Consider the following 16,877-nt stretch of genomic DNA (forward strand, 5'->3'; position numbering starts at 1 on the left):
AAATACATTTTATAAGATGTATTTTAAATGCATCTTATAAATCTTAGCCAAGAGAGATCACTCATGACTCCGCAGCAAATCGACCTAGTAAAAGCTACTGTTCCTGTTCTCCGTGAAAATGGTGTCGCGCTAACGGGGTACTTCTATAACCGTATGCTGGGCAATAATCCTGAATTAAAAGAAACCTTTAATATGGGACATCAACGTAGCGGTGCTCAGGCTCAAGCACTCGCAGGTGCTGTTTTAGCTTATGCAGAAAATATTGAAGACCCCTCTGTGCTACTCCCTGTCGTCGAGTTAATCGCACACAAACATGTCAGCCTGAATATTCAAGCACCTGACTACAATATTGTGGGTGAAAATCTTCTGCATTCAATTAGTGAAGTTCTCAGCATTTCTATGGATGATCCACTCATTGATGCTTGGGCTGCGGCTTATGGTCAATTAGCTGATCTTTTCATTAGCACAGAAAAAGCAATTTATGATCAACACCAACAAACCAAAGGTAGTTGGTTAGGTTGGCGTAATTTTAAAATTGCGAAAAAAGTTATCGAAAGTGAAGAAATCACTTCGTTCTATCTCGAACCTGTCGACGGTGGCGATTTACCAAAATATGAAGCAGGCCAATACATTTCAGTTCGTGTATTTGTTCCTGAACTCAACTTAAAACAACCTCGTCAATATACTTTATCAACTTGCCCGCAAAGCGATTACCTTCGTATCTCAGTCAAACGAGAAGATGAAAAAGGTGATCTCGCAAGTGGTTGGGTATCTAGCACTTTACATAGTTTGGCAGAAGGTGCTGAAATTGAAGTATCCGCACCTACAGGTAATTTCTATCTGATTGATAGCAGTAAACGCAATGTATTTATTAGCGGTGGTGTTGGCTTAACTCCAATGATCGCGATGCTAAATCAACTCGTAACACTGGATATGCCGCAACCAGTTAGCTTTATCCATGCATGTCGCAGTAGCCATGTTCATGCCATGAAAAAGCATATTCATGCGCTTAAATCACAATATCCTCGCTTGAGCACATTCACAGCCTATGAATTCCCACATCAAAATGATGTACTAGGTGAGGATTATGATCTCGCAGGACGTTTAGATTTGAGCTCAATCGACACGGCGATCTTGCCAGCAAATGCCGATTACTATTTATGTGGTCCTATGCCATTTATGGCAGAACAGCACAAGGCACTGATAGCTCGTGGCATTCCAGCTGAGAACATTCATAGCGAAGCATTTGGAACAGGCGGCGTAAAACTAAGCTGATCTCGATCAGTGTTTTACATAAGGCTAGTCGGTGAGATAGACTAGCCTTTTCTATCTATAACAATAGATTGGGCGAAGTTATGCAACTCAATAAATTTACTGATTATGCATTAAGGATTTTATTGTATGTCGCTCGTCCAAACGATGTGCCTTATACAATCGCCGATATAGCCAAAGACCTCCATGTCTCACAAAACCATTTGGTGAAAGTGGTTCACTTTATGGGGAAACAACATTGGATTGTCACCATCCGCGGCAAAGGCGGTGGAATTCGCCTAAATCCAGATGCACGCAATATCAAACTTGGTGAAATTGTTCGTATTTTGCAAGGTAATCACCAAATCGTAGAATGCAATACTCCACCTTGTGTATTACGCTCTCAATGTGGCCTGAAAGGTATCTTAGATCAAGCTCTAGAAAGCTTTTATCAAAGTCTTGACCGCTATACTTTAGGCGAAGTTTTGCAACACGGTATTCTACCGTCCTCTCAAAGCTCTCATATTGATTTTTTACAACTCACTCAAAAAGCTTAACCATCACATTCGCACGATTCCCTGACATCCTTTATAATAGCTTTGCTATTTCAATTCAAAAGTAAGCTTCTATGCGTCAGCGTCAACAATCTAAAGACACCAAAGCCAAACTCGCACCTAAACAAAAAATCAGTTATGAAAAGAAAACTGATCCTGCATTAACGGAGTATGCGGTACAGTCTTTAAATTGGTTACGCCAAGCTGAGTTTTTAATGAGTGCGCCTAAGCTCGCTTTATGCGTAGAAGATACAGGCTATGAAATTGCATTTGCAGGACGTTCGAATGCTGGTAAATCAAGTGCAATCAATGCACTAACCAATCAAAAGCAACTTGCACGCGCTTCTAAAAAACCTGGTCGTACTCAAATGATCAACTTTTTTAGCTTAGGAAATCCTGACCAACGCTTAGTCGACCTACCTGGTTATGGCTATGCTGCTGTTCCTGAAGCAATGAAAATCGTATGGCAAAAAGAACTTGAAAACTACTTGATCCATCGTAAGAGTTTACAAGGTCTCGTACTGTTGATGGATATTCGCCATCCATTACAACACTTTGATTTAATGATGTTGGAATGGGCTCATTCACGTCATTTATTTGTACATATTCTTCTAACAAAAGCGGACAAACTCAACCGTGGTCCTGCAAATAAGACTTTGCTGGAAGTCAAACAACAGTTGAAGAAAATGAAACTTGATTTCTCAATTCAATTGTTCTCATCACTCAACCGTATCGGTTTAGAGGAACTCTCAAGCGTGATGGCTGGTCGTTTGAATTATACGCTCGAACAACCGTCTGAGTTTGACTTAAATGAAATCCCAGAAGTGTCTGAAACAGACATTGAAGAATAAAAAATGCATTTCATGCAACTTGATGCATTAAATAAATTTTAATTGTCCCGAATTGCTAAACACAAACACTAGGTCGTTTGCATATACTGCTTAGTGTTGGTTCATTGCACTATCGATTAGGACTAAACGATGAAATTACTATCATTTGTGAAGAACAAAGTTCTTGGTTCTTCGATTGACTATAAAATCCTCCCTCGAAAAGTAAAATTTGATTGGGAAAAAACACCTGTAGATTGGATTCCCAATCAGCCTTTTGCCAGCTATTTTATTAATGAAATTAACAATATTTTGCCTGCTGGTGAATTTTGGTTTTGCCGTCTATACAACAAAGTACTGCCAGAAATTACTGATGAGAAATTAAAAGAAGATGTTCAAGCTTTTATTCGTCAGGAAGCAATGCACGCTGTTGCGCATACATCTGCAAATAAAGAATATCTAAGCCAGCGCAATATTGATATTCAACGTAATTTAGACATCATGGATTTCTTATTTACCAACGCTTTGGCTGACAAACCTTTCGGCAAAGAAGTACCTAAGATACTTGACCATCAATGGGATTTATTCCGCTTAGGTGTGATCGCTACCGTTGAACATATGACCTGTGTTCTTGGTAAATATGCCCTCTATAACAAACGCTGGGAAGAGCTCGGTGCTGATCCTGAGATGATCGATTTGATCAAATGGCATGGTTCAGAAGAAATCGAACATCGTACAGTTGCATTTGATCTCTACCGTCATTTAGGCGGTGGCTATATTGCACGTTACTACCTTAGCGTTGCCGTAATTGTTGGCGTTCTAGGACTTTGGGTTGATGGTGCAGCGCATATCATGAGCCAAGATCCACGCTTTGCTGATAAGAAACCAAGTCTCTTCAAACCTTGGGTTTGGCTAGAATGGTATAAGATCGGCAGCAAGGATAACCAAATTCTTCCAAATCCAATTTGGTTGGTTGCTCAGCAAATTGATTACTTAATGCCTTGGTATGACCCTGTAAAAGAAGGGAATACTCAAGATGCTGTGAATTACCTCAATAACTCACCAGCTGCAAAACGCGCTTTACAACAAGCTGCGTAATTCAAGTTAATAAAAAAAGCAGGAGTTATCTCCTGCTTTTTTTTACGCCTGATGTATAGCGGGAAAATCAGCTTGGTTCTGTTTCTACTTGCTTCGCATAGCGATCAACAACCACACTAATCATCATATCGCCCTGTACATTCACAACGGTTCGCACCGTATCCAACAAACGGTCAATTGGAAGTAAGATTGCGATTGCCTCTGCTGGTAATCCGACAGATTGCAGCACCATAATCATCGTCACCATCCCTGCACTTGGAATTCCTGGCGCACCCAAAGATGCGATAATCGCAGTCAAACATACAATAATTTGCTGCGTTAAACTTAAATCTAGCCCCATCAGATTTGCAATAAACAATGCAGCGGCAGCCTCATAAAGGGCTGTTCCATCCATATTTAACTGCGTACCCAAAGGAATTACAAAACCCGCTGTTTGTGGACGAACGCCTAAATTCTCCTGTGCACACTTCAAACTAAGCGGCATCGTTGCCGAACTTGAACTGGTCGCAAATGCAGTCACCAATGCAGCTCTAGCCCCTCTGAAAAAGGTTATTGGATTCATCTTTCCAAATACCCAGAGCAACACCGGTAGTACCACGAGACCATGAAAGATAGTAGTACCTGTCACCACAACTGCAAACTCGAACAGTCGACTCAAAACAGAGAGGTCTTCGGTTGCAATTAATTTCGCAAGTAAGGCAAAAATTCCAATCGGTGCAAGCTTCATTACCCAGCCCACCAACATCATCATTATTTCAAAAAACTGCTGACTGATTTGCCGAACTGAATTGAACCGCTCACCTCCTCTTACCAAAGCAACGCCAAGGAATAGCGCGAATACCACAACAGCCAGCACATTGCCATCACTGAATGCCTTGAAAGGATTAATTAAAGTATTTTGAATAAAGTTCGTTAAAAAGCTGGATGGTGTCAGCGTAGCTGGTGTTTCATGGCTCTGCATCGCAGCCTGAAATACCATAATATCAATTCCCTTTCCGACCTCAAAAATATGCGCACAGCTAATTCCAAGAATGAGAGCTAGTGTCGTTGTCGTTAAGCAACTCAGTGCGGTCACTTTCCAAACACGACCAAACTGTCCACCTGCTTGTAAATTGGAAACACCCACGACAATCGAACTAAAAATCAGTGGGATCAATAACATTTTTAACAAGCCAATAAAAATGCTACTTAAAATTCCAAGTCCATATAAACTATTTGCAGCAAAGACGGTATCTGGCTGTGCCGTGAGCAAAAGTCCAAATAGCACACCAAAGATTGCGGCAATTAAAATTTGTGTATTTAAATTCATTCTAAAAATAAGGAATTGATGAACTATCAATACTATGGCATGTGCTTATTGAAGATTCGAGCAATTTTTTGTCACAGTAATCACGGGTAAAATATAGAAAAAGGCTTTATGAATTTTTTACTTATAATGAGAATAACGCTGATAAATCTGTTGAGCTACCGCCTGATCTGCGGGCGCTCCATCAAAACTCTGACCATTAACAGTTAAACCACATACCGAAGCATATACCACATTTTGCGCTGCACTCATCGCAAATACACGGTGAACAACATCAACCCAATCTCCGAACTGACCATTACGTTCGCGCTCTTTTACAATGTCTTCAGCTGTCCCATTTTTAATATTACAAACATGCGTTAACTCCGCAACTGACGCCGAGTTAATTTCGACATAACGCAACTCATACTTCGGAGTAGGATCGGCTTCTGATTCATAACCTCTCTGCTCTCTTTGTCTTGCAATCTGAGCATCACGTGCCTCAGCTTCTTGCATAGCCAAGTATGAAGCTTTATCAATACATTTGAATTGCTGGTTTATAACAAAACCATCTTCTAAAGCTTGATTACGTTGAGCCACTGTTGTCAAAGGCTCACCATGACAAGCTTCTTGATACTCGGCAGACAGTGATTCATTACGTGAACACCCAAAAACAATTAAACACAAACTGGCTGCAACCAAAGATTTAAAGGAGTGTTGCTTTGTCAATGTAGAAATATGAGATTGAAACACCACATACACTCCAAATTAGTTATTTTTTTCTTTTAATATTACTGCGTTTCAATTTCTCTGAGCCGAATCAAGCCTTCTTGTACAGTACTACAAACAAGCTGACCATTCTGCCACATCTTACCAAAGTTCAAACCACGAGAACTCGCACTCACCGTTGCTTCCATATCGTATAGCATCCAATCATCTGCACGTAATGGTCTGTGGAAGTAAATCGTATGATCGATACTTGCACATTGTAAGTTTGGTGAAATCCACGACAAACCATGCGGGCGTAATGCTGTGGTCATCAACGTAAAGTCTGAATAGAAGGCAACAATTGCTTGATGCAATGAAATTTCATCTAGCTCTGATGGAATCGTGCCATGAGTCCGAATATAGTGCGCGTAAAACGGCGCTTCTGGTTGTGGCTGAAATGGATTAATCAATTGCGTTGGTCGAATTTCGACATGACGTTCACGCATAAAACTCGCGCGCACATTTTCAGGCACAAAATTAATTAGACTTTCTTTGAGTTCATTTTCTGACTTTAATGTCTCAGGTGCTGGGTATTCTGGTTCTTTATGTTGATAATTCAAACCCTCTTCAGGATAGGCAAAAGATACCATCGCAGAAAAGATTACACGCCCATGTTGAATGGCTTTGACTTGACGGCTTGCAAAACTTTTACCATCTCGAAGTGGTTCAACCTCATAAATAATCGGGGCATTTACATCCCCTCCATACAAAAAATATGCATGTAAGGAATGTGCTGGACGGTCAGTTGTATATGATGCAGCGCGTAATGCTTGACCAAGCACTTGCCCACCAAACACTCGTTTCCCGACTAAATTACGGCTATTGCCTCTAAAAATATGATCTTCAATCCTTTCTAGGGTCAACAGTTCAACGAGTTCTTGAGTCAAAGCATTCATATAACAACCTTCCAACATCAATCAGGAGAAATTAACCCATCCTTGTGGGGTTAATATTTTGATTGTGCCATAAATTCCAATAAAGATGCTCAGGATAAAATGATTCGTCCGTCACATTCGTATTTAGTTATACCTGCTAAAAATACGATTTTTAACGATAAAATCTACCAAATACGCTATATTTTGTCAGAAAATAACATACCGTTTTATGTAAGAATATCGCAGAATGTCGTGTTCATCATGACTCGATGTCAGGATTATTATTTAGGAGTTTGTAATGTCCAAGACTGGATTTGGTCAAATGTATCGCCAACTTTCGAGTAAGTTACTTGACCTTGTGGTTACCCCACATGTTCTTGGTGAAGTTCCTACAGAATCCACCACAGCAGAGCAAAGCACAACTGATTCAAATAAACTGGTGTGCTATGTTTTACAAAATTACTCTCGTAGTAATGCGCTTGTGGTTGATGGAGAAACGAGACGTCTACATTTAAAACCAGCCCTAGACCCTTTGGCTTTTGGGACTTATCAAGAAAAAAATTCAGTTCTCTTTTTACACCATAACGAAAACAATTTCTTCAATACCCAAACCTACCCCCCACGCCTTTTACAACTCATCGAAGCGCTAGAGCAAAATCCAGAAGTGGAAGTGGAATTAGTTCCTGTGACTGTGCTTTGGGGACGTTCACCAGATAAAGAAGATTCTTGGTTCAAATTATTATTCTCAGATACTTGGGCAACACCAGGTACAGTTAAACAACTCGTCAACATTGGTCTGCATGGTCGTCAATCTTATTTAGAGTTTCACGAGCCGCAATCTCTACGTGAATTGGTAGATTATGCCAAGACTAACCATCCAAATATCTCTCCAGCAACATATATTGCCAGCTCGTTAGATACGTATTTGGATCAGCAACGTGAAGTGGTACTTGGCCCTGACTTGTCTGACCGTCGTAATGTCATGCAGTCAGTGATCAAATCACCTGAGGTACAAGATGCCATTCGTCGTGAAAGCATTCAGCACAAAATCAGTATGCTTGAAGCCGAACGTCGTGCTATTGGTTATGTCAATGAAATCGTTTCTGATTATTCTGCTTCCGCGGTACGTTTTGCGGATATGGCATTAACTCGTTTATGGACGCAGCTCTATGACGGCGTTGAAGTACATAACTTCAGTACAGTCCGTGAATTAGCAAAAGACTACGAGATCGTTTATACACCTTGTCATCGAAGCCATATCGACTATTTATTATTGTCGTATGTCATTTATAAACGTGGTTTGATGATCCCTTATATTGCTGCCGGCGATAACTTGAATTTACCTTTTGTAGGTCAACTACTCCGTGGCGGCGGCGCATTCTTTATTCGTCGTTCATTCCGTGGCAATGCACTTTATACTTCTGTATTTAAAGAATATTTGTATAGCATTTTGTCACGCAATACACCAATCGAGTACTTTATTGAAGGCGGTCGTTCACGTACTGGTCGCTTACTTCCGCCAAAAACGGGTATGTTAGCAATGACCATCCAAGGTCATTTACGTGGCCCTGCAAAACCAATTGTTTTTGTTCCAACTTATATTGGTTATGAGCGTTTAATGGAAGGCTCAACCTATGTTGGTGAAATGCAAGGCAAACCAAAAGAAGCTGAATCAATTTTTGGTATCGTAAAAACCTTACGAAAAATTGAACGTATCTTCGGTAAAGTACATGTGAATTTTGGTGAGCCAGTATTCCTTGATGATATTTTGAAGCAAAACAATGCCGATAATATCCAACTCGAAACGGCAAGCTCAACTGAACTCTCGAATGTGGTTTCAAGTTCTGCAAATGTCATTTTAGAAAATATTAACCGTGCAGTGGTGATCAATCCTGTTTCGCTATTGGCTTTAATTTTATTAGCAACACCAAAACACACTTTGGATGAAGAAATCTGTGCGAAACAACTCGATATTTATCGAGATCTAGTGACAGAACATCCTTACGATGAGCGCACTCAAGTAACGCCATTATCGGGTAAAGAAATTATTGCTTATGGCTTGAAGTTAAAGCTCATCAAACGTGTTCAACACGTACTGGGTGACATTATTGCGATTGAGGATAACCAAGCGGTTCTACTCACTTACTTCCGTAACAATATTTTGCATGCCTTTGTTTTACCTTCATTAGTTGCTTCATTAGTTGAGCACAATGGTAAAATCCATAAAACAGATTTGAGTAATGTGATTCGTACCTTGTATCCATTCTTGAAAGCTGAATTGTTTATGAAATGGCAACCTTCTGAGTTACAGCAACATATTGATAGCTATATCAATGCATTGGCTGAGATAGGTCTGATTTTCCAAGATCAAGAAGGCAATCTTTTCAGCCCAACACCAAACAGTGAAGAGCATCAAAAACTCTTAACGCTTGCAATGCCTGTTAAACAAAGTTTAGAACGCTATTACATGACCTTAGCACTGATTACGCAACGTGGTTCAGGCAATATTTCAACCAAGCAAGTCGAAGAGCTTAGCCACCTACTCGGTCAACGCCTATCTGTGTTATATGAATTCAATTCACCTGAATTCTTCGATAAAGCATTATTCCAAAGTTTCATTAAAGTCTTAACTCAACAAAACTATATCCGTAACAACGATCAAGGTTTTATTGAATATGATGATAACTTCAGTGAAATGGCAGCTGGGGCACAACTTGTACTGGATGAAGCAACATTACAAATGTTGCAACACATCACGACTTTTAGTGATGAAGAACTTGCAGAAGCGTTAGAGGCTATGGCTTCACAACAAGCAAAACGCCGATTAAAGCGTAAGAAAGCTTAAATCATAAAAAAGGCAACTTCGGTTGCCTTTTATTTTACTTTCGACACTCTAAATATTGAGGGTCATCAATACATCTCAAACGTTTGATTAATTCAACGAAATACGCATCATAATAGCCAAGATCAACATAACGATTGCGAATCTTAGCCACCATCGCTTCATATCCCTGCTTTTCAAAGTTAGAAATATCTGCCCAATAGTATGCAGGAAGGTGATTTTCCCATTGAATTGCTTGCGCTGCTAAGACATTGTTATTTTTAACAAACCAATTTCTAATTTGATGCCCGAAACCAGCTGGATAATCTTTGGGCCGAATAACAATGCTAATCGCAAAATAGGCGACAGGAAAATTAACCACCTGCGTCGACTCACCAAACTCTTTCTTAATGTTATACGGCAAGACACCATAAGCCGGAGCAGCCAAAATGTCGATTTTCTTTTGCTTGAACAAATCAACCGCATCAGAGAAATCTACATATGCTGCCTTTGCAGCAACACTTTGCACCAACGCCTGTTGTGGCGGATTATCTTCAAGAATACCGATACGCTTATTTTTTAATTGAGATACTTTGTTGATCTGCTGTGTATTCATGATCATATACGCTGTGCCAATTGGAATCATTCCAATTGCCTCATAGTCTTGACCAATCATACGTTTTTCGACATGCACATTATTTAAAAGTTGCAAAAACATCCGCGCAACTCGATTATTTGAAATTAAACCAATTCCACCCGTGCTACCGATGAAATGGTTATAACGATAAGTATTAAAGTTAGAAGCTGCTAATCCCGAACATTTTTTTTGGTCAAAGGCTTGGATTGCATCCTTTTCATTTTTGAAAAATTGAAATTTTAAGTCGACTCGATTTTGTAATGCAGTCAAACGTACATCTTGCAAACGACGACTAATATCACCTTTCGCACCTAGTGGGTCGAACACACACCATGTCTGCTCACCGGCCCAGCCCTCAACAGATATCAATCCTAACAACATTAAACAGATTATTTTTCTCATATCCAACCTTTTACGCCCAACTGCAAACCTCGTGCATAATTCAGGCAGTTCCTTTACGGAATTTGTTGATATTTAAAATTCAAAATCCATACCAACAATTCAAAGCATACTTGCAGTCTAGCCTAATTATTTTTCATTACTATGTACGTGTAACAACTCAGCATAGTCATTAAAGCAAATGGGATGATTGAGTTTGAAATTAGTCTTGGCCAATCGGGTTGCAAAAATTTGCTTACCTGTCTGATGGTCTGAGCTAAGCTTTAGCAGTGGTAATCCCAGTTTTTGTTGAAACCAAAGTAAAATCTCATGCATCGGAATCGGGATGTTGTTCGTCACAATATAACTCGATTCAAAGGTTTGAATATCGACTAAAAATGCCAAGAATCTAGCTAAATCATCCACATGGATACGATTACTAAAATGAATCACTGGATAAGTTTGTGTCTGCTCTGCGAGTCGTTTTAATCGAGCAATTGAAGTCCCATAAATTCCTGTAGGACGAACAATAATACTTTGTTGAGGATAATAATCCTGCCACAACAACTCCATTTTTCGAAGTAAATGTCCTTGCTCATCGACGGGTTGAATCACCGATTCATCATCGATAAGCTGACCTTCGCTTTCACCATAAACACGAGTTGAAGAAACAATCACAATACGCTGAACAGGATGCTGCTTTAATGCTTCCGCAATCGGCTGAACACTCTCTACATAGGTCTGTCGATAGGCTGCAACGCCACTTTCAGCAGGCGCTAAAATCACATAAACCATATCAATCGGCGGAAATGATGTTAAATCAAGTTGCTGAACATCTTGAATATAATGAGTAGCGTAACAATCTGTTTTTGGACTGCGACTAATTGTGCTAATGTGGTGGCCTTGCTCAAATAAGTGTTTAGCGACACGCTGAGATGTTTTACCATAACCAATAAATAAAATATGCATACATATCCTTGATCAAAGATGACTTCAGTCCAGCAATTACAAGGCGTTGGTGCTGCCGCAGCGACCCTATTAGAAAAGCTTCATATTTTTAGCACGGATGATTTGCTATTTCATCTTCCCCGTGACTATGAAGATCGTAGCACTATTATTCCAATGAATCAGCTGGTTGTTGGACGAAGTTATTTACTTGAAGGTGAAGTGCGTTCTGTTGATTTCCCACCTGGAAAAAAGAAGTCTCTTGCCGCATTGCTCCAAGATGATTTTGGCAAAGTGACTTTACGTTTTTATCATATTTATAAAGGCTTAACTGATCGCATCAAAATGGGACAACGTTTACGGATTTTCGGTGAAGTCCGTGTCGGGGCCCGCGGTTTAGAACTCTATCATCCTGAAATCCAAGTCATTCAACAACACACACCTCTTCCAAAAACTCAGCTCACAGCAATTTATCCGAGTACAGAAGGACTCACTCAACCTAAGCTACGCGAATATGTTCGCCAAGCGTTGCAACATCATAGTGATGATCTCCCTGAATTATTGCCAAGTAAGTACAGCAACGGTTATGAGTTAAAACAAGCTCTACACTACATTCATGAACCACCGATTGATGCCAATATGTTACAACTCAATCAAGGTTCACATCCTGCACAACAACGCTTGATTTTTGAAGAACTCGTAGCGCATCAGATTAGCTTATTGACGCGTCGTGCTTATATCCGTCAGATTGCCGCACCTCGATTTAGTAGCAGTAAAATACTCGCTAAAAAACTATTAGAAGCATTACCCTTTCAAATGACCAATGCTCAAAAGCGCGTCTCGAAAGAAATTCTACAAGATCTAAAACAAGATCAACCAATGTTACGTTTGGTTCAAGGTGATGTCGGTGCAGGTAAAACCTTGGTTGCTGCCGTTGCCGCATGTCATGCGCTTGAAGCAGATTGGCAAGTTGCGTTAATGGCACCAACTGAAATTTTAGCGGAACAACATTACTTGAATTTTAAACGTTGGTTTGAACCGCTGGGTATTGAAGTGGCTTGGCTTTCAGGTAAACAAAAGGGCAAAGCGCGTGCGCAAGCTGAGCAACACATCAAAGAGGGTCACGCCCAACTGGTTGTTGGTACGCATGCATTATTTCAAGACAATGTGGAATTTTCAAAATTAGGACTGGTTATTATTGATGAGCAGCATCGTTTCGGTGTTGACCAACGCCTCGCTTTACGCAACAAAGGGGTTGATCAATTCACACCGCATCAACTAGTCATGACCGCAACCCCCATTCCTCGTACGCTTGCAATGAGTGCCTATGGTGACCTTGATACTTCTATCATTGATGAACTCCCACCGGGACGAACACCGATTCAAACCGTGACTATTCCTTTGGATCGCCGTGAAGAAGTGTTGCAACGTATCGCTAAGAATTGTCTTGAAGGCAAGCAAGCTTACTGGGTCTGCACGCTAGTCGAACAATCCGAAACCTTAGATGCACAAGCCGCTGAAGCAACTTATCAGGAAATCAAAGAACGCTTTCCTGATCTTAAAATTGGATTGGTTCATGGAAAAATGAAGGCTGATGAAAAGCAAGCCGTTATGCAAGCTTTCAAAGACAATCAATCACAACTCCTGATTGCAACGACGGTGATAGAGGTCGGTGTTGATGTTCCCAATGCTTCAATTATGGTGATTGAGAATGCCGAGCGGCTTGGCCTATCTCAACTACATCAACTTCGTGGTCGTGTGGGACGTGGCGCAACGGCTAGTTTCTGCGCATTACTTTATAAAACACCACTCTCACAAAATGGGCAGGAACGACTTTCAATTTTAAGAGAAAGTAATGATGGTTTTGTGATTGCAGAAAAAGATTTAGAAATACGTGGCCCCGGTGAATTACTCGGTACTAAACAAACAGGTGATATGGGCTTTCGTGTTGCACGCTTAGAACGTGATGATCATCTACTGAGTCAAGCACATTATGTGGCTGAACACATTCTCAAAGATTACCCACAACATGCAGAAGGCTTGCTGAAACGCTGGTTACCTGAAGCACCACGTTATGCCTATGTTTAATTTATTACGTAAACAAACCCGACAGTTGTTTGATTATTTTACGCCATGTGATTTATGTGATGTGGGCATCAAGCAACAGTTTGGCGTTTGTTCAAATTGTTGGCAACAATTACCTTGGTTAAAACAACAAATTCAACGTCATGAACAGCATATTTACGTTGCTTGCCATTATCAATACCCGATTGATCGTATTATTCAACAGTTTAAATATGAGCAAAAACTTGAATATGAACGGCTATTAGCAGGGCTTTTATTACAACTCAAATTGCCTAAAATACAGGCCATTGTACCTATGCCAATTTCAACAGATCGCTTGATTGAACGAGGCTATAATCAGTCATTTCTGCTCGCAAAAACACTGAGCCTGCACCTGAATGTTCCAATCTGGCAACCTATACAACGCTTAGCACAGCATTCACAGAAAGGTCTAACTCGCTTAGAGCGGCTTGATCATATTGAACAACAATTTATTGCATGCCCACCAAATAAAATCCGTTATCGGAATGTCATGATCGTGGATGACGTGGTGACGACGGGCAGCTCAATCCATGCACTTTCAGAAATACTGAAACAATTGGGCTGCCAAAAAATTCATGCCATTTGTCTCGCTGCTGGCGGTGTTAAGCCATCTGCATAAGTGGTTGATTTTTACGACACCATGGAATCACCACCTCTTTCGTCAAAGGAGCTAATACAGTGATTTGATCATCTAATTGAATCCACTTCATTTCAGCAATCTCAGCTGCAATCTGGGGAGATTGTTTTAGCTCAACTAAATAAACATAACTCACTAAAAGATGATCAGGTTCATTGGCCGCCTGTGTATGGAACTGCCCAATAAACTTTTTGATTTCCGAATGACAACCTATCTCTTCCAGTATTTCACGCTGAATCGCAAGTTCAGGTGCTTCATTCAGCTCTAATTTTCCACCAACTTGCATAAAAGCTTGTGTATTTTTTTTACGCACCAATAATAATTGATTTTTTTCGTTCAAAATAACAGCCGCAGCCACAGTAATTGTTTTCACTTTTCTCTCTCACGCCTGAATTTCAGCAGTTGACATCCATTTAGGTATAGCAGGTTCATATGCTGTAAATGCTTTTAAAATGTCACCAATATTATCAGCAACAATCAGCTTTTCGACAAAACGAGCCTGACTAAACCCTCGATTAACCGAATCCTGTATTGTTTGAATCAACCCATCATAAAAACCATCTATATTTAAAAATGCACAAGGCTTTTGATGAATCCCTAACTGACTCCATGTCCATTGTTCAAAAATTTCTTCCAAAGTACCTGCTCCACCAGGTAAAGCGATAAAAGCATCGGCCAATTCCGCCATTTTAGTTTTTCGCTCGTGCATGTCATTCACTACATGTAACGCTGTCAACCCTGTATGAGCTAACTCACGATCAACTAAAGCATTTGGAATCACACCGATCACTTGCCCTCCAGCCTGTATCGCGCTGTCAGCAACAACGCCCATCAATCCAGAGCGACCACCACCATAAACCAAAGTGAGACCCTGTTCTGCTATTGCTTGGCCTGTCGCTTGTGCGATTTGTTTGTAAATAGGATCGTTACCAAGGGAGGAGCCGCAGAAAACACATATAGAATTCATACAATTAAAACCGTTTTATATAACTGTCATGCTGTTAAAGTAGGCTAAGAAACAAGATTTTTTAGAAAATATCGTTTAGGCAAGTGTTTTTCATTCGATCCTTGTCTAAAATACACGCTGGCTTTCCTCAAAATGATGAAAGCTTTACATCAACTGCGCGAGGAAAAAAGACATGCTTGAAGCCTTTTATGCCACTGAGCGCGGTAGTCTAGAAGATGCAACGATCAATGGGGGCTTTGATCTACACCCTGAACTCGTATGGATTGATTTGATCGCTCCATCTCAAGAAGAACAACAATGGGTTCTCGATGCCTATGATCGAAATTTACCCACATTAAAATCACTTGAAGACATTTCCTCATCCGCTCGCTTCTATCGTGATGATGATGGAATTTTGCATATCAGTACATATTTTTTAACAAAGAATAAAAATTATCAGGTCGATGGCGACACTGAAGACACGTCTCATATGCTTGCTATGGTGCAAACCGTTGCCTTTATTTTGCATAAAGACCGTTTATTTACCATGCGTGGTGAAAAGCTTGTTGCGTTCCGTGCTTTTCGTGCACGAGCGCGCCGCAATGACTACGATATGGACTATAAAGATCCCACTTGGATCTTACTCGGATTGCTCGAAGCAAAGTTAGATGAACTTGCGGATATCTTAGAAGATATCCACAAGGACTTAGAAAGATATTCTACAGAAGTCCTAAATAATCATCATCGAGAAAAGATTTTAGATCTGGACGACATGATTACCCGACTCGCTCAGCAAGAAGACATGCTTGGAAAGGCACAACTCTGTTTAATCGATTTACGTCGTGTATTAACGTTTTTATCACGCCCGCGTGCTTTGGGCAGTCATATTTATGATGCTGATATTCGAGAACTGAGTGAAGATGTACGCTCGCTGGTCGAACATGATGCCTTTTTATTCCAGAAAGTACGATTCTTATTGGATACTACGTCTGGATTCATTAACACTGAACAGAATGATACGATTCGTCGATTCTCGATCCTACCAAGTATGCTTGCGCCACCTATGTTGATTGCCAGCATTTATGGTATGAATACGGAAGAACTCCCTTTTGCACACGGTAGTTTGAGCTTTTGGATCGTTACCGCAATTTTAATGGCATTTTTAGTATTACCAATGATCTACTTTAGATGGAAGAAATGGATCTAAAATGAAAGGGTTCTTTCTAGTTTTGAATATAACCCTTTCGATAAACCTAGCTTTTGCCTGCGCACCGCACTCCCCAAATGATGTGTTTATTGCACGGCTTCAATCTGTTCAGCAACTATCTTCAAGCAACCATAAGCAGCTCACCTTTCAGCACCCTCACTTTATCTTTCAAAGTTTGCTAACAAAGATTTTCTCGTCCAAGCCTAAACAATGGCATAGTGATTTTTCAATCAAAACAATAAAAAGTAATGATTTAGTCATTGGTCTAGCGTATCCACCAGATAAGACGACACCTCAAAATTATCAAATCAGTTCATTGGCATTATTACACTGCGATAAAAACATCATAACAATTGATCATCCAATTTCACCTTTTAGCGCATGGAATAGAAAAACCCAACGATGCAATAATCAAAGCATACCGATGAAACTATTAGATGTTTTTTTAGAACATGATCAAACCTATTATCTAAAAAAGCTACATCAAAAATATCCAACCTGTGACGCGCTTTTTTCTGCGTTCCCCAAACTATAGGAATAAA

16 protein-coding genes are annotated in these 16,877 nt (G+C 40.2%); 9 read left to right on the forward strand and 7 right to left on the reverse strand.

Going from position 1 to position 16,877, the window contains the following annotated elements; genetic code table 11:
* Positions 1–63: 63 nt before the first annotated feature.
* The 4 genes from hmpA (at position 64) to F959_RS03665 (ending at position 3,730) form a co-directional block, all read left to right on the forward strand.
* Positions 64–1,275: an NO-inducible flavohemoprotein gene (gene hmpA, locus F959_RS03650; protein WP_004877640.1), complete on the forward strand. Its 1,212-nt coding sequence runs from the start codon at positions 64–66 to the stop codon at positions 1,273–1,275.
* An 80-nt stretch (positions 1,276–1,355) separates the two neighbouring features.
* Positions 1,356–1,808, forward strand: a complete 453-nt coding sequence (locus tag F959_RS03655) for an RrF2 family transcriptional regulator (protein ID WP_004877642.1) — start codon at positions 1,356–1,358, stop codon at positions 1,806–1,808.
* Positions 1,809–1,879: 71 nt separating this feature from the next.
* Complete coding sequence (gene yihA / locus F959_RS03660; protein WP_004877646.1) at positions 1,880–2,656, forward strand: ribosome biogenesis GTP-binding protein YihA/YsxC; 777 nt, start codon at positions 1,880–1,882, stop codon at positions 2,654–2,656.
* Between the two features lie 129 nt (positions 2,657–2,785).
* Positions 2,786–3,730 (forward strand): metal-dependent hydrolase, encoded by a 945-nt coding sequence (locus F959_RS03665; protein WP_004877648.1) that lies wholly within the window; start codon positions 2,786–2,788, stop codon positions 3,728–3,730.
* A 67-nt stretch (positions 3,731–3,797) separates the two neighbouring features.
* Here the strand turns inward: F959_RS03665 and F959_RS03670 are convergent, their stop codons facing one another.
* The 3 genes from F959_RS03670 to F959_RS03680 form a co-directional block, all read right to left on the reverse strand.
* The gene (locus F959_RS03670) at positions 3,798–5,039 is read right to left on the reverse strand and encodes a dicarboxylate/amino acid:cation symporter (RefSeq protein WP_004877650.1); all 1,242 of its coding nucleotides are present in this window, start codon (positions 5,037–5,039) and stop codon (positions 3,798–3,800) included.
* A 117-nt stretch (positions 5,040–5,156) separates the two neighbouring features.
* On the reverse strand, positions 5,157–5,768 hold the full coding sequence (locus tag F959_RS03675) for a helix-hairpin-helix domain-containing protein (protein ID WP_227499179.1): 612 nt from the start codon (positions 5,766–5,768) through the stop codon (positions 5,157–5,159).
* Positions 5,769–5,806: 38 nt separating this feature from the next.
* Positions 5,807–6,679, reverse strand: coding sequence for an acyl-CoA thioesterase (locus F959_RS03680; protein ID WP_004877654.1), 873 nt, complete (start codon positions 6,677–6,679; stop codon positions 5,807–5,809).
* A 277-nt stretch (positions 6,680–6,956) separates the two neighbouring features.
* Between F959_RS03680 and plsB the strand changes: the two genes are divergently transcribed.
* Positions 6,957–9,503: a glycerol-3-phosphate 1-O-acyltransferase PlsB gene (gene plsB, locus F959_RS03685; protein WP_004877655.1), complete on the forward strand. Its 2,547-nt coding sequence runs from the start codon at positions 6,957–6,959 to the stop codon at positions 9,501–9,503.
* 34 nt (positions 9,504–9,537) lie between these two features.
* Here the strand turns inward: plsB and F959_RS03690 are convergent, their stop codons facing one another.
* Both F959_RS03690 and F959_RS03695 read right to left on the reverse strand, forming a co-directional pair.
* On the reverse strand, positions 9,538–10,518 hold the full coding sequence (locus F959_RS03690; protein WP_004877657.1) for a putative solute-binding protein: 981 nt from the start codon (positions 10,516–10,518) through the stop codon (positions 9,538–9,540).
* Between the two features lie 126 nt (positions 10,519–10,644).
* Positions 10,645–11,463: an NAD-dependent epimerase/dehydratase family protein gene (locus F959_RS03695; RefSeq protein WP_004877664.1), complete on the reverse strand. Its 819-nt coding sequence runs from the start codon at positions 11,461–11,463 to the stop codon at positions 10,645–10,647.
* Between the two features lie 18 nt (positions 11,464–11,481).
* On the opposite strand from F959_RS03695, the gene recG reads away from it, so the two are divergent.
* Positions 11,482–13,527: an ATP-dependent DNA helicase RecG gene (gene recG, locus F959_RS03700; RefSeq protein WP_004877666.1), complete on the forward strand. Its 2,046-nt coding sequence runs from the start codon at positions 11,482–11,484 to the stop codon at positions 13,525–13,527.
* A complete protein-coding gene (locus tag F959_RS03705) occupies positions 13,514–14,164 on the forward strand; it encodes a ComF family protein (protein ID WP_004877668.1) in 651 nt (216 codons plus the stop codon). The genes recG and F959_RS03705 overlap by 14 nt, the downstream gene beginning before the upstream one ends.
* Here F959_RS03705 and F959_RS03710 read toward each other — a convergent pair.
* Together F959_RS03710 and F959_RS03715 are read right to left on the reverse strand one after the other, a co-directional pair.
* Entirely contained in the window at positions 14,148–14,555 is a 408-nt protein-coding gene (locus F959_RS03710) for an NUDIX hydrolase (protein WP_004877671.1), read from the reverse strand. The two genes, F959_RS03705 and F959_RS03710, sit on opposite strands and share 17 nt — an antisense overlap.
* Positions 14,556–14,564: 9 nt before the next feature.
* On the reverse strand, positions 14,565–15,149 hold the full coding sequence (locus F959_RS03715; protein ID WP_004877672.1) for an LOG family protein: 585 nt from the start codon (positions 15,147–15,149) through the stop codon (positions 14,565–14,567).
* A 172-nt stretch (positions 15,150–15,321) separates the two neighbouring features.
* On the opposite strand from F959_RS03715, the gene F959_RS03720 reads away from it, so the two are divergent.
* Positions 15,322–16,335 (forward strand): CorA family divalent cation transporter, encoded by a 1,014-nt coding sequence (locus F959_RS03720; RefSeq protein WP_004877674.1) that lies wholly within the window; start codon positions 15,322–15,324, stop codon positions 16,333–16,335.
* 1 nt (position 16,336) lies between these two features.
* Positions 16,337–16,870 carry a hypothetical protein gene (locus F959_RS16835; RefSeq protein WP_004877675.1) on the forward strand — a complete coding sequence of 178 codons (534 nt, stop codon included), beginning with the start codon at positions 16,337–16,339 and terminating at the stop codon, positions 16,868–16,870.
* Positions 16,871–16,877: the final 7 nt, after the last annotated feature.

The organism is Acinetobacter venetianus RAG-1 = CIP 110063 (assembly GCF_000368585.1).
GTDB classification, from domain to species: domain Bacteria; phylum Pseudomonadota; class Gammaproteobacteria; order Pseudomonadales; family Moraxellaceae; genus Acinetobacter; species Acinetobacter venetianus.